The 13092-nt window shown below is 74.3% G+C and carries 12 protein-coding genes and 1 pseudogene; 9 read left to right on the forward strand and 4 right to left on the reverse strand.

Translation table 11 applies throughout. The features are described 5' to 3' along the window. A partial coding sequence (locus tag B124_RS35805; protein ID WP_496507202.1) for a transposase occupies positions 1–301 on the forward strand: 301 nt, incomplete at its 5' end. Positions 302–309: 8 nt separating this feature from the next. Here B124_RS35805 and paaA read toward each other — a convergent pair. Then, entirely contained in the window at positions 310–1347 is a 1038-nt protein-coding gene (paaA, locus tag B124_RS35810) for a 1,2-phenylacetyl-CoA epoxidase subunit PaaA (protein WP_496507203.1), read from the reverse strand. Positions 1348–1510: 163 nt separating this feature from the next. Between paaA and B124_RS35815 the strand changes: the two genes are divergently transcribed. The 3 genes from B124_RS35815 (at position 1511) to B124_RS35825 (ending at position 4676) form a co-directional block, all read left to right on the forward strand. Next, the gene (locus B124_RS35815) at positions 1511–2323 is read left to right on the forward strand and encodes a DUF5819 family protein (protein WP_496507204.1); all 813 of its coding nucleotides are present in this window, start codon (positions 1511–1513) and stop codon (positions 2321–2323) included. Then, the gene (locus tag B124_RS35820) at positions 2320–3678 is read left to right on the forward strand and encodes an HTTM domain-containing protein (protein WP_496507205.1); all 1359 of its coding nucleotides are present in this window, start codon (positions 2320–2322) and stop codon (positions 3676–3678) included. Before B124_RS35815 ends, B124_RS35820 begins: the two co-directional genes overlap by 4 nt. 179 nt (positions 3679–3857) lie before the next feature. Beyond that, on the forward strand, positions 3858–4676 hold the full coding sequence (locus B124_RS35825; protein ID WP_496507206.1) for a TrmH family RNA methyltransferase: 819 nt from the start codon (positions 3858–3860) through the stop codon (positions 4674–4676). A gap of 40 nt (positions 4677–4716) precedes the next feature. On the opposite strand, the gene paaN is transcribed toward B124_RS35825, so the two are convergent. After that, on the reverse strand, positions 4717–6399 hold the full coding sequence (paaN, locus tag B124_RS35830; RefSeq protein WP_496507207.1) for a phenylacetic acid degradation protein PaaN: 1683 nt from the start codon (positions 6397–6399) through the stop codon (positions 4717–4719). Positions 6400–6491: 92 nt separating this feature from the next. Between paaN and B124_RS35835 the strand changes: the two genes are divergently transcribed. Further along, on the forward strand, positions 6492–7106 hold the full coding sequence (locus tag B124_RS35835) for a TetR/AcrR family transcriptional regulator (RefSeq protein ID WP_496507208.1): 615 nt from the start codon (positions 6492–6494) through the stop codon (positions 7104–7106). Positions 7107–7179: 73 nt separating this feature from the next. Here B124_RS35835 and B124_RS35840 read toward each other — a convergent pair whose 3' ends face one another. Continuing rightward, on the reverse strand, positions 7180–7725 hold the full coding sequence (locus tag B124_RS35840) for an Lrp/AsnC family transcriptional regulator (RefSeq protein ID WP_496507209.1): 546 nt from the start codon (positions 7723–7725) through the stop codon (positions 7180–7182). 161 nt (positions 7726–7886) lie between these two features. On the opposite strand from B124_RS35840, the gene pdhA reads away from it, so the two are divergent. The 4 genes from pdhA to B124_RS35860 are packed head-to-tail and all read left to right on the forward strand — an operon-like array spanning position 7887 to position 12939. Then, positions 7887–9092 carry a pyruvate dehydrogenase (acetyl-transferring) E1 component subunit alpha gene (gene pdhA / locus B124_RS35845; protein ID WP_496507210.1) on the forward strand — a complete coding sequence of 402 codons (1206 nt, stop codon included), beginning with the start codon at positions 7887–7889 and terminating at the stop codon, positions 9090–9092. Further along, the gene (locus tag B124_RS35850) at positions 9089–10126 is read left to right on the forward strand and encodes an alpha-ketoacid dehydrogenase subunit beta (protein WP_496507211.1); all 1038 of its coding nucleotides are present in this window, start codon (positions 9089–9091) and stop codon (positions 10124–10126) included. The genes pdhA and B124_RS35850 overlap by 4 nt, the downstream gene beginning before the upstream one ends. Then, on the forward strand, positions 10126–11955 hold the full coding sequence (locus B124_RS35855; RefSeq protein WP_496507212.1) for a dihydrolipoamide acetyltransferase family protein: 1830 nt from the start codon (positions 10126–10128) through the stop codon (positions 11953–11955). Before B124_RS35850 ends, B124_RS35855 begins: the two co-directional genes overlap by 1 nt. A 33-nt stretch (positions 11956–11988) precedes the next feature. Then, positions 11989–12939, forward strand: coding sequence for an NTP transferase domain-containing protein (locus tag B124_RS35860; protein ID WP_496507213.1), 951 nt, complete (start codon positions 11989–11991; stop codon positions 12937–12939). A gap of 50 nt (positions 12940–12989) precedes the next feature. Here the strand turns inward: B124_RS35860 and B124_RS35865 are convergent. After that, a pseudogene (locus B124_RS35865) lies at positions 12990–13092 on the reverse strand (RNA-guided endonuclease TnpB family protein); the annotation flags it as partial.

Here is a 13092-nt window from a genome sequence, read left to right on the forward strand (position 1 = left end):
TGACGCGCTCGCCGCCGCGGCCGGCCTGGCGCCTGCGCTCTCCCAGTCCGGGAAAGTCCGCCACTCGCGCAGCGCCACCGGCAGCGACAAGGCCCTCAAGCGGATCTTCTGCCAGGCAACGCTCTGCTCCATCCAGCGCGATCCGGCCTCGCGGACCTTCGACGACCGCAAACGAGCCAAGGGCAAACGCCATCACCAAGCCCTGACCGCCCTGGCCCGCCGAAAAGTCAACGTCCTCCACGCAATCCTGCGCGACCGCCACCCCTACCAAGCCCGGCCGCCTCTCCACCTCACAGCTTGACAACAGCATTAGGCAGCCGCCTCCCCGGGCCCCGCGGCCCCGAGCGTCCGCTTCGCGGCGTACGCCGCCGCGGCGTCGCGCACCCATGCGCCGTCCTCGTGCGCCTGCCGCCTGCGGCCGATCCGCTCCTCGTTGCAGGGCCCGTTTCCCCGGAGCACCTCTTTGAACTCCGTCCAGTCGATGGCGCCGAAGTCGTGCCGGCCCCGCTCCTCGTTCCACCGCAGGTCCGGGTCCGGGAGCGTCAGGCCCAGGATCTCGGCCTGCGGCACGCAGATGTCGACGAAGCGCTGGCGCAGCTCGTCGTTCGAGTGCCGCTTGATCTTCCAGGCCATGGACTGCGCCGAGTGCGCCGACTCGTCGTCGGGCGGGCCGAACATCATCAGCGACGGCCACCACCAGCGGTCGACGGCGTCCTGCGCCATCGCGTGCTGCTCGGGGGTGCCGTGGGCGAGGGTGTGCAGCAGCTCGTACCCCTGGCGCTGGTGGAAGGACTCCTCCTTGCAGATGCGGACCATCGCGCGCGCGTACGGGCCGTAGGAGCAGCGGCACAGCGGCACCTGGTTGATGATCGCGGCGCCGTCCACGAGCCAGCCGATGGCGCCGACGTCGGCCCAGGTGAGCGTGGGGTAGTTGAAGATCGAGGAGTACTTCTGGCGGCCGGCGTGCAGCTTGTCCAGCAGCTCGTCCCGGCCGGTGCCCAGGGTCTCGGCGGCGCTGTAGAGATACAGGCCGTGGCCCGCCTCGTCCTGCACCTTGGCCAGCAGGATCGCCTTGCGGCGCAGGGAGGGGGCGCGGGTCAGCCAGTTCCCCTCGGGCTGCATGCCGATGATCTCGGAGTGGGCGTGCTGGGCGATCTGGCGTACGAGCGTCGCGCGGTAGGCGTCGGGCATCCAGTCGCGCGGCTCGATGCGCTCGTCCGCCGCGATCTTCGCCTCGAACGCGGCCGTGGCCTGCGGCGCGGCGCCGGGCGCCCCCGTGCCCGTACGAGATCCGGAGCCTGACTCGGCTCCGGACCGGCTGGCCTTCTCGGTGATCGTCTCCGGCATCTCGGCTCCCGTGTCCTCCCTACCGACCGATCGTTCGGTTCTATGCTCGTTGCCCAGCCTTACCCTGTCAAGGTCGGTTTCTGCCCCTGCGCGCTGCGCGGAGACGGTCGGGGTGGGTAGCGTGCCGGTCCTAAGGACCGGAGGAGACGGGAGCCCGGGGGTTATGGAATCGCGCCAGCCGGACGAGAGCCGCGCCGGCATATCCGACGGCGGGGACGCCACGGGGGCGGAGCCGGAGCCGGCGGCGGAGACCGAACCTGCGGCGGGGCCCGCGGAGCAGACAGCGGCGGAGCCGGCCGCGGCGCCGCGGCCGGCGCTCGCCGTCGCCGGGCTTTCGGCGTTTTCGCGGATCGTCGTCGCCCTGGCCATCGCGGTGCTGGTCGCCGTCGTCACCGTGTACCTGGGCGCCGGCTTCCTGCACGTCGCCCCGGCCAACACGCTCAGCAAGAAGCACGACGAGACGATCGACCGCATCGTCTTCCCGGAGTTCGAGCAGAACTGGCGGCTGTTCGCGCCCAACCCGCTGCAGACCAACATCCACGTCGAGGTACGCGCCCGGCTGCAGATGCCCGGCGGCGGCACCGAGGAGACCGGCTGGGTCGACCTCACCGCCATGGACCACGAGAACATCGAGGGCAACCCGGCGCCCAGCCACACCGTGCAGAACGAACTGCGCCGCGGCTGGGACTACTGGACCGACACCCACGACGAGGACAACCGCGCCATCTCCGACCGCGCCGACCTCGCCGAGGACTACGTCAAGCGCATCGTGATGCGGCGCCTGGGGCCCGTGCTGAACGACGGCCGGGTCGAGCGGATCCAGCTCCGCCAGACCAGCCGCCGGATCGCGCCGCCGCCGTGGAGCGACGAGGAGTGGGACACCGCCCCGGTCTACCGCGAGCTGCCCTGGTGGATCGTCACGGGGGGAGACCTGATGGAGAGCGACCGCGAGGTGTGGGAGGAGCGCGCCCAGTGACGTCCACACCGCACCCGCCCCCCACGCCTCCCGAGCCCTCGGCGCCCGATGGGCCGCCCGCGCCCCCGAAGGTCCCCTCCGCGCGCGAGCTGCGCCGGCGCTTCGAGGACGCCCTCACCCGCGGCCTGGGGCACATCACGACGCGGACGCTCGGCACGTACCAGACGGCCGTCGTGCGCATCGGCTTCGCGTTCGTCTGGCTCTGCTTCCTGCTGCGCGAACTGCCGCACCGGCACGAGCTGTACGGTCCTGACGGGCCATGGAGCTTCGACCTCGGCAAGCGGCTGATCGACGAGACCGACGCGTTCACGCTGCTGATGTGGTCGCGCAGCGACCTCTGGTTCGAGATCGTCTATCTGCTCGCCGTGGCCGCCAGCGTGATGCTGCTGCTGGGGTGGCGGACGCGGACGGCGTCGGTGCTGTTCATGGTCGGCGTGCTGTCGCTGCAGAACCGCAGCATCCTCATGGGCGACGGCGGCGACAACGTCATCCACCTCATGGCCACCTACCTGGTGGTCACACGCTGCGGCCAGGTGTGGTCGCTGGACGCCCGCCGCGCGCGGCGGCGGGCGGAGCGCGCGGGCGCCGCCGGGTCCGGCGCGGCGCCGCCGCAGGACCGGGTCGGGGTGGCGCTGTGGGCGGTGCTGGGTGCCGCGCTGGCGGTCGTCACCGTGATGGGGCATCTGACCTGGGGCTGGGCGCTGATCTTCTGGGGGCTGTGGGTCGCGCACGCGGTGTGGTGGTGGGTGCAGCGCGCCAAGCCGGCCGAGCCGCGGACGGTCTGCGACGTGCTGGCGAACCTGGTGCACAACGCCGGGCTGCTCGTGATCATGGCCCAGGTCTGCTTCATCTACGCGACCGCCGGCTGGTACAAGGTCCAGGGGACCCGCTGGCAGGACGGCACCGCCGTCTACTACCCGCTCAAGCTGGACTACTTCACACCCTGGCCCTGGCTCGCCGACTTCATGGCGGGCAACGGGACCGTGATCATGCTGCTCGCCTACGGCACCGTGATCGTGCAGGTCGCCTTCCCGTTCACGCTCTTCAACCGGCGGCTGAAGAACGTGCTGCTCACCATCATGATCATCGATCACGCGTCGATCGCCCTGATCATGGGCCTGCCGTTCTTCTCGATGGCGATGATCTCGGCGGACCTGGTGTTCCTGCCGACGGTCTTCCTGGTGTGGACGGGTGCCAGGATCACGGGGCTGAAGAACCTGCTCCTCGGCCGGCAGCCGGATACGGACCCGCCGGGCCCGCGGCAGCCGGAGCGGCCCGAGGCCGAGGGGGCGGATCCCGCGGTTCCGGCGCAGGCGGGCTCGCCGGACGCACACGCGGACGCCCGCCCGGCCTGAGGGGCACGGGCGGCACGGCACCGGGCGGTACGGCGCGGGCGATACGGCATGGGCGATAGGGCATGGGCGATAGGGCATGGGCGAGTTGGCGCGAGCGATACGGCACGGCGTGCCCCCGGGTGCGCCGGCTCGGCGGGACCGGTGGCCGGGGGGCCGACCGGGACCCGTAGGCTCGACGCATGAGCGGCGACGTCGTACGGCAATGGCGTGAGGCCGCCGCGGACGGCCGTGCCGTGCTGCTCGACGGCTTCCACGCCCTCAAGCACGCCCTGCGCTTCGGCGCCCGCGTACGGATCGCCGTCACCGCCTCCCGCGCCGACGCCCGGGTGCTCGCCGACGAGCTGGCCCCCGACCTCGCCGCGCGCCTCGACGCCCTGCTCGCCGAGGTGTCCGACCGCGAACTCCGCGACCTGGTGCCCCGGCGGCACCCCACCGGCGTCGCCGCCCTGGCCGACCGGCCGGACCGGGCGGCGCTGCTCGACGCGCTGCGCGCGCCCCGCTCCGCGCCGGTCGTCGTCCTCGACAACCCGCGCAACCTCGGCAACGTCGGCGCCGTCGTCCGCCTCGCCGCCGGCATGGGCGCCGCCGGCGTCGTCACCACCGGCGACGCCGACCCCTGGCACCCCCACGCGGTCCGCGGCGCCGCCGGGCTGCACTACGCCACCACCGTCGCCCGCCTCCCGCTCGGCGACCTCCCCGGCACCGCACCCGGCCCGCTCTACGCCCTCGACCCGGCCGGCGACGACCTGCGCACCCTGCGGCTGCCCGACGGCGTGCTCCTCGCCTTCGGCTCCGAGCGGCACGGGATCTCCCCGGCCCTGCGGGGGCGCGCGGACCGGCTCGTCTCGCTGCCGATGCGCCCGCAGGTCTCCAGCTACAACCTCGCCACCAGCGTGGCCATGGCGCTCTACCACTGGTCGCTGGCCGCCGGCCCGGACACCCCGGACACCGCGCACACCCCGGATACCCCGGGTCCAGGCGCCTCTCCGGCCCCGTAGCGCTCCGCCGGTGCCGGAGCGGCACGCCGGTCCCGTAGCGCTACGCCGGGCGCCGGACCTCCACCATCCGGAAGCGGTTCGCCACGAACGCCCCGTCCGTCAGCGCCGCGTTCGCCGCCGGGTTGCCGCCCGAGCCGTGGAAGTCGGAGAAGGCCGCGGTCTGGTTCACGTACACCCCGCCGGTGAGGTTGAAGGACAACTGCGCCGGCTCCTCCATGCACGCCTCCTCGACCAGCCGCTCGACCTCCGTCGAGGTCGTGTACGCCCCGACCGTCATGGCGCCCTTCTCCCGGATCGTGCGGCGCAGCAGCTCCACCGCGTCCCCCGTCGAGTCGACCGCGACCGCGAACGACACCGGCCCGAAGCACTCCGCCATATAGGCCGCCTCGGCCTCCGGCTTCGCGCCGTCGAGCTTGACGATCACCGGCGTGCGCACCGTGGCGCCGGGGAACTCGGGGTGGACCACCGCCCGTGTGGCCAGGGCGACTTCGCCGAGCCCCGGGGCCGCCGCCAGCCGCTCCTTCACCCCCGGGTTGACGATCGCGCCGAGCAGCGCCGCGGCCCGCTCGTCGTCACCGAGGAGCTTGCCGACCGCGGCGGCGAGGCCGGCGACCACCTCGTCGTACGACTTGCGGCCCTGGTCGGTGTCGATGCCGTCCCGGGGGATGAGCAGATTCTGCGGCGTGGTGCACATCTGGCCGCTGTAGAGCGAGAGGGAGAAGGCGAGGTTGGCGAGCATGCCGCGGTAGTCGTCGGTGGAGTCGATGACGACCGTGTTGACCCCGGCCTTCTCCGTGTAGACCTGCGCCTGGCGGGCGTTGTCCTCCAGCCACTCGCCGAAGGCGGCCGAGCCGGTGTAGTCCACGATCCGGATCTCGGGGCGCACCGCCAGCGTCTTGGCCACGCCCTCGCCGTCCCGCTCGGCGGTCAGACACACCAGGTTCGCGTCGAACCCGGCCTCCGTCAGCACCTCCCGGGCGGTCTGCACCGTCAGCGCCAGCGGCAGCACGGCCCGCGGATGGGGCTTGACCAGCACCGCGTTCCCCGTGGCGAGGGAGGCGAAGAGGCCGGGATAGCCGTTCCAGGTGGGGAACGTGTTGCACCCGATGAGCAGCGCGACGCCGCGCGGCACGGCCGTGAACGTCTTGCGCAGGTGCAGCGGGTCCCGCTTGCCCTGCGGCTTGGACCACTCGGCGACCAGCGGGGTGCGGCTCTGCTCCGCGTACGCGTACGCGACGGCCTCCAGGCCGCGGTCCTGCGCGTGCGGCCCGCCGGCCTGGAACGCCATCATGAACGCCTGTCCCGACGTGTGCATCACGGCGTGCGCGAACTCGTGGGTGCGGGCGCTGATCCGGGCCAGGATCTCCAGGCAGACCAGCGCGCGCAGCTCGGGCCCGGCCTGCCGCCACGCCCCCGTCGCCGCCCGCATCACGGGCAGCAGCACGTCCGGGTCCGCGTGCGGATACGTGATGCCCAGCTCCACCCCGAACGGCGAGACCTCGTCCCCGGCCCAGCCGTCCGTGCCGGGCTGGCCGAGGTCCAGGCGGGTGCCGCGCAGGGCCTCGAAGGCCGCGTGCCCGTCCGCGGGGGCGGTCTCGCCGTACGCCTTCGGGTGCTCGGGGTGCGGGGACCAGTAGGCGCGCGTACGGATCGCGTCCAGTGCCTGGTCCAGGGTGGGGCGGTGCGTCCCGGCGAGCGCGTCGGGCGTCAGGGCGGCGGACATGCGGAACCAACTCCTCGTCGAGCTGGGCGGAAATCGGGCTTCGCGGCTAGAGTAACCGAATGATCGGTCGGGGCAAGAGAGGCTGTGGATAAGTGGCCGAGAGCAGGCGGACAGGCGCGCAGAGCAGCGCGAAACGGGACACGTACACCCCCGAGACGCTGCTCGCCGTGGCCGTCGAGGTCTTCCTGGAGCGGGGGTACGACGGCACCTCGATGGAGCACCTCTCGCAGGCCGCGGGCATCTCCAAGTCCTCGATCTACCACCACGTGCGGGGCAAGGAGGATCTGCTGCACCGCGCGGTCAGCCGGGCGCTCGACGGCCTCTTCGGCGTCCTCGACCAGCCCGCCGCGCGCACCGGCCGGGCCGTGGACCGGCTGGAGGCCGTCGCCCGGGGCACGACCGTGGTGCTGATGGCGGAGCTGCCGTACGTGACGCTGCTGCTGCGCGTGCGCGGGAACACCGAGACGGAACGCTGGGCCATGGAGCGCCGGCGCGAGTTCGACGGCCGGGTGGCGGCGCTGCTCAAGGAGGCGGTGTCCGACGGCGACCTGCGCGCCGACGTGGACGTCCGGCTGGCCACGCGGCTGCTCTTCGGGATGATCAACTCGATCGCGGAGTGGTACCGCCCGCGCGCGGGCAACGCCCACGACGACGCGGAGGTCGCGGCGGCCGTGGTGGCGCTGGCCTTCGGGGGTCTGCGGACCTGACGGCGGGCGGCCCGGGCGGGGCCCGTTCGCGTACGGGACGGGCGGGGCCCCGGGTGCGTACCCGGCCGCGCGCTCAGCCCAGCAGGTCGTTCTGCACGTCCTTCTCCTCGAAGACCAGCAGCGTGCGCGTGGACAGCACCTCCGGGATCGACTGGATCCGGGTCAGCACCAGGTCGCGCAGGGCGCGGTTGTCCTCCGTGTGCACCAGCAGCAGCACGTCGAAGTCCCCGCCCACCAGGGCTATATGGGCCGCACCCGGCAGTTGTTCGAGCTGCCGGCGCGCTGTGCGCCAGGTGTTCTGGACGATCTTCAGCGTGATGTACGCGGACGTCCCCTGCCCCGCCCGCTCCTGGTCGATACGGGCGGCGAAGCCGCGGATCACGCCGTCGTCGAGGAGGCGGTTGATCCGGGCGTAGGCGTTGGCGCGGGAGACGTGGACCTGCTCGGCCACGGAGCGCACGGAAGTCCGGCCGTCGGCGCGCAGGATGCGGATGATCTCGCGGTCGACGGCGTCCAGCCGGCGGGCCGGCGGGCGCGGCGCGGGCACCGCGGGGGCGGTGGCGGGCAGGTCGGGGGTGGGCAGGTCGGGTGCGTCGTCGGCCAACTGTTCTTCCGCCATGCCTTACCACCTCTCCTGCCTGGACGACCTGTTGGTATTGGAAGCTGTGCAGAACCGTTTGTCCACAGGCTGGGGTTCCCTGTAGCCAAAATGTGCCGTCAACCGAACAATCGGTAGGGCATGCACGAGGTCCCAGCCACGCCCACAAGGAGGTGGACGTCATGACGGTTCTTGAGCAGCCCGGCCGTGCCTACCACCCGGCGCCCCCGCCGGCCTGGAAGCCGCGTACCGACGCGGCCCCCCTGCTGCCCGACCCCGAGCCGCACCGCGTGCTCGGCACCTCCGCCGCGGAGAAAGCCGACCCCGGACTGCTCCGCGAGCTGTACGGCGCGCTGGTCACCGGCCGGCGGTACAACGAACAGGCCACCACCCTGACCAAGCAGGGCCGCCTCGCCGTCTACCCGTCCACGACCGGCCAGGAAGCCTGCCAGGTCGCCGCCGCCCGCGCCCTGCGCCCGCAGGACTGGCTCTTCCCCAGCTACCGGGACACGCTCGCCGCCGTCGCCCGCGGTCTCGACCCCGTGCAGGCCCTCACGCTGCTCCGCGGCGACTGGCACACCGGGTACGACCCCGCGGAGCACCGCATCGCCCCCCTGTGCACCCCGCTCGCCACCCAGCTCCCGCACGCCGTCGGCCTCGCCCACGCCGCCCGGCTCAAGGGCGACGACGTCGTCGCCCTCGCCCTGGTCGGCGACGGCGGCACCAGCGAGGGCGACTTCCACGAGGCGCTGAACTTCGCCGCCGTGTGGCGCGCGCCGGTGGTCGTCCTCGTGCAGAACAACGGCTATGCGATCTCCGTCCCCCTCGCCAAGCAGACCGCCGCCCCCTCCCTCGCCCACAAGGCGGTGGGGTACGGGATACCGGGCCGCCTCATCGACGGCAATGACGTGGTGGCCGCGTACGAGGTCCTCGCGGAGGCCGTCGAGCGGGCCCGGAGCGGCGGCGGCCCGACGCTCGTCGAGGCCGTCACGTACCGGATGGACGCGCACACCAACGCCGATGACGCGACGCGCTATCGCACGGACAGCGAGGTCGAGCCCTGGCGCGCGCACGACCCCATCGCGCTGCTGGAGGACGAGCTGACCCGGCGCGGGCTGCTCGACGACGCCGGCACCGCCGCGGCCCGCGCGGCGGCGGAGGAGCTGGCGGCGGGCATGCGCGAGCGGCTGCACGCCGACGCCGAGCTGGACCCGGCGGACCTCTTCGCGCACGTCTACGCCGAGCCGACGCAGCAGCTCCGTGCGCAGGAGAGCATGCTGCGCGCCGAGTTGCAGGCCGAGTCGGGGGCCGAGCTGAAAGCCGGGCCGGAGGTCGAGCCGGAGGCCGAGTCGGAGGTCGGGTCGGAGGCCGGGGAGGGAGCGCGATGACGACGACCGCCGTCGCCGGCACCGCGACCGGGCGCAAGCCCGCCACCATGGCCCAGGCCCTCACGCGCGCGATGCGCGACGCGATGGCCGCCGACCCCGCCGTCCACGTCATGGGCGAGGACGTGGGGCAGCTCGGCGGCGTCTTCCGCATCACCCAGGGCCTGGCGGAGGAGTTCGGCGAGGACCGCTGCACGGACACCCCGCTGGCCGAGGCCGGCATCCTCGGCACGGCGGTGGGGATGGCGATGTACGGGCTGCGGCCGGTGGTGGAGATGCAGTTCGACGCCTTCGCCTACCCCGCGTTCGAGCAGCTCGTCAGCCACGTCTCCCGGATGCGCAACCGCACCCGGGGGGCCACCCCGATGCCGCTGACCATCCGCGTCCCGTACGGCGGCGGCATCGGCGGCGTCGAGCACCACGGCGACTCCTCCGAGGCGTACTACATGGCCACCCCCGGGCTGCACGTGGTCACGCCCGGCACCGTCGCCGACGCCTACGGGCTGCTGCGCGCGGCCATCGCCTCCGACGACCCCGTGGTCTTCATGGAGCCCAAGCGGCTGTACTGGTCAAAGTCCGGCTGGGACCCGGAGCGGCCGGAGCAGGTGCCGGGCATCGGCCGGGCGGTGGTGCGCCGGCCGGGCACGACGGCCACGCTCGTCACGTACGGCCCGTCGGTGCCGGTCTGCCTGGAGGCGGCCGAGGCCGCCCGGGAGGAGGGCTGGGACCTGGAGGTCGTCGACCTGCGCTCCCTGGTGCCGTTCGACGAGGAGACGGTGGTGGCGTCCGTACGGCGCACGGGCCGGGTCGTCGTCGTCCACGAGGCGCCCGGCTTCGCGGGCCCCGGCGGCGAGATCGCGGCCCGCGTGGGCGAGCGGTGCTTCCACTACCTGGAGGCGCCCGTGCTGCGCGTCGCCGGCCTCGACATCCCGTACCCGCCGCCGATGCTGGAGAAGCACCACCTGCCGGGCGTGGACCGCGTGCTGGACGCGGTGGCGCGGCTGCAGTGGGAGGCCGAGTGGACGGAGGGCGGCTGATGCCTGAGGTCCGCGAGTTCGCCCTGCCCGACTTGGGAGAGGGCCTGACGGAGGCGGAGATCGTCACTTGGCTGGTGGACGTCGGCGACGTCATCGCCGTCGACCAGCCGGTGGTGGAGGTCGAGACGGCCAAGGCGATGGTGGAGGTGCCGTGCCCGTACGGGGGCGTGGTCACCGCCCGCCACGGCGAGCCGGGCACGGCGGTGCCGGTGGGGTCGGTGCTGGTCACGGTGGCGGTGGAGGCCGGGACCCCGACCGGGACCCCGACCGGGACCGGGGCCGGCGGTGGAGTGCAGGCCGGGACCGGGGCCGGGGAGCGTGCTGCCGGTGGGTACCGGGACCGGATCGAGGACAGGATCCGCGGCGCGGGTGCTGGTCCGGCGGACGCTGGTCCGGCCGACCGCGCGGTCGGCGGTGCGGTGGTCGAGGTGCGGGCCGCGGCGGAGTTCGCCGGAGAGGAGACCGGCGGTTCGGGCAACGTCCTCGTCGGCTACGGCACGAGTGCCGGCGGCACGCGCCGCCGCCGGAGGCGGGCCACGGCGGGAGCCGGCCGCGCCCCGGACCGGGCGGCGGGAGGGGCCGGTGCCGCTCCGCCCGCTGCCGGCGGGGCGGTTGGTGCGGCGCGGCCGGGTGCCGGGGCCGGTGCGGGGCGAACCGCGCACGGCGGCGGCCCGGTTGGTCCCGGCGGGGACGGGTCGCAGGCACGGAGCGCGGCGGCGCCGGAGGCCGTGGCGGACGGGCCGGTGGCCGGGGCCGTGCCGGACCGGCCGGTGGCCGGGGCCGGGGCCGATGGGCCGGTGGCCGTCATCTCGCCGCTGGTGCGGCGGATCGCCCGGGAGTCCGGGCTCGACCTGCGCGCCATCGCCGGCACTGGGCCCCGCGGGCTGATCCTGCGCGCCGACGTCGAGGCCGCGATACGGGCCGGGGCCCCCGCGGGCGGGCCCGCACCGGGTGCGCAGGGGCGTAGCGCGATCGGGGCCGCGGGACGTACCGCGGTCGGTGGCACGGCCGTTGGCGCCGGCGCGCGCACCGCGGGCGCCGGGGCGGCCCGGCCTGCCGCCGGGGTGGCCGGTGCCGTGTCCGGCGGCGCTGTATCTGCCGGATCTGCCGGTGGCGTGCTCCCCGGTGGCGTGCCCGCCGGAGGCGAGCGGGTGCCGTTGCGGGGGGTGCGGGGCGCCATCGCCGACAAGCTGTCCCGCAGCCGGCGGGAGATCCCGGACGTCACCGTCTGGGTGGACACCGACGCAACGGAGTTGCTCGCGGCCCGGCGGTCGATGAACGCGGCGGCGGGAGACCGTCCGCCGGTGTCGCTGCTCGCGCTGCTCGCCCGCGTCTGCACCGCCGCGCTCGCCCGCTTCCCCGAGCTGAACTCCACGGTGCAGGGCCGCGAGATAGTCCGGCTGCCCGCCGTCCACCTCGGCTTCGCCGCGCAGACGGACCGCGGGCTGGTCGTCCCGGTGGTGCGCGACGCGCACGCGCTCTCCGCCGAGCGGCTCTCCGCGGAGATGACGCGGCTGACCGACGCGGCGCGGGCCGGCATGCTGACACCCGCGGAGCTGACCGGCGGCACGTTCACGCTGAACAACTACGGCGTCTTCGGCGTCGACGGCTCGACGCCGATCCTGAACCACCCCGAGGCCGGCATGCTCGGCGTGGGGCGGATAGCGGAGAAGCCGTGGGTGCACGAGGGCGAGTTGGCGGTGCGGCGCGTGGTGCAGTTGTCGTTCACGTTCGACCACCGGGTGTGCGACGGCGGCACGGCGGGCGGCTTCCTGCGGTATGTGGCCGACTGCGTCGAGCAGCCCGCGGTGCTGCTCAGGGCGCTCTAGCGGCACGGCGCGCGGCGGGTAGGGTCCCGTGCCATGGAGGAGTCCGGCGGTACGGGATCCGGGTCGGGGTCCGGTGTGAGCTCCGGGGCGGTGACCGGCGCGGCGCACGCGGGTGCGGGCACCGGCGCGGCGGAGGCGTACGCCGTCGTCGTGCTCGCCGGAGGCGCCGCGCGCCGGCTCGGCGGGGTCGACAAGACGGCCCTGCGCGTCGGCGGGCGAACCCTTCTGGACCGGGTGCTGCGCGCGTGCCGCGGCGCCGGGCAGACCGTCGTCGTGGGCCCGCGGCGCCCCACGGTCCGCCCGGTGACGTGGACCCGCGAGGCGCCGCCCGGCGGCGGCCCCGTCGCCGCGCTGGCCGCCGCGCTGCCGCTGACCTCGGCCGACACCGTCGTGCTGCTCTCGGCGGACCTGCCGTTCCTGGACGACGGCACGGTACGCACCCTCGTCGACGCCCTCGCGACGGCCGGCGACGGCGTGGACGGGGCGATGTTCGTGGACGGCGACGGGCGCGACCAGCCGCTCGTCGCGGCGTACCGGGGCGAGTCGCTGCGGCGCGGCCTCGCGCTGCTCGCCGTCGAGTACGGAGGGCTCGCCGGGCTGCCGCTGCGGCTGCTCACCGGGGAACTGCGGCTCGTCCGGTCGGCGTCCGGTGCCACGTTCGACTGCGACACCTGGGAAGATCTGGCCACGGCCAGGGACCGGATCAGGGAGCATGGTCACGTGCTGGATGAATGGCTCGCAGCGGTCAGGGAAGAACTCGGCCTCGACACCGAGGTGGACACCCGCCTCCTGCTCGATCTCGCGCGCGACGCCGCGCACGGAGTGGCGCGCCCCGCGGCGCCGTTGACGACGTTCCTCGTCGGCTACGCGGCGGGGCGGGCCGGCGGCGGCCCGGAGGCGGTCGCGGAGGCCGCGCGCAAAGTCACGGCGCTGACCGAGCGGTGGGCACAGGAGGCCGCCGAGGAGGGCCGGTCGGACACTTGACTCCTCCTCCTCGTGAACGAGGGGGATTCCTGGCTCGCGTTGCCTGCGCCCGGCGGGGGTGCAGGTCTTGCACGGTCAGCGCCAGCCGGGTTGAAGACCAGCCCGGACGAGCATCACGCGGGCGGAGTTCTTGTCCCGGGGCCGGGACACTCC

This window comes from Streptomyces sp. CNP082 (assembly GCF_059570535.1).

What these genes read in the sequence shown, in the direction of transcription:
- B124_RS35815 (WP_496507204.1), top strand. Translation starts at nt 1,511, where the DNA reads ATGGAATCGCGCCAGCCGGACGAGAGCCGCGCCGGCATATCCGACGGC.
- B124_RS35840 (WP_496507209.1), bottom strand. Translation starts at nt 7,725, where the DNA reads ATGGCGGAAGAACAGTTGGCCGACGACGCACCCGACCTGCCCACCCCC.
- paaA (WP_496507203.1), bottom strand. Translation starts at nt 1,347, where the DNA reads ATGCCGGAGACGATCACCGAGAAGGCCAGCCGGTCCGGAGCCGAGTCA.
- pdhA (WP_496507210.1), top strand. Translation starts at nt 7,887, where the DNA reads ATGACGGTTCTTGAGCAGCCCGGCCGTGCCTACCACCCGGCGCCCCCG.
- B124_RS35860 (WP_496507213.1), top strand. Translation starts at nt 11,989, where the DNA reads ATGGAGGAGTCCGGCGGTACGGGATCCGGGTCGGGGTCCGGTGTGAGC.
- B124_RS35850 (WP_496507211.1), top strand. Translation starts at nt 9,089, where the DNA reads ATGACGACGACCGCCGTCGCCGGCACCGCGACCGGGCGCAAGCCCGCC.
- B124_RS35825 (WP_496507206.1), top strand. Translation starts at nt 3,858, where the DNA reads ATGAGCGGCGACGTCGTACGGCAATGGCGTGAGGCCGCCGCGGACGGC.
- B124_RS35855 (WP_496507212.1), top strand. Translation starts at nt 10,126, where the DNA reads ATGCCTGAGGTCCGCGAGTTCGCCCTGCCCGACTTGGGAGAGGGCCTG.
- paaN (WP_496507207.1), bottom strand. Translation starts at nt 6,399, where the DNA reads ATGTCCGCCGCCCTGACGCCCGACGCGCTCGCCGGGACGCACCGCCCC.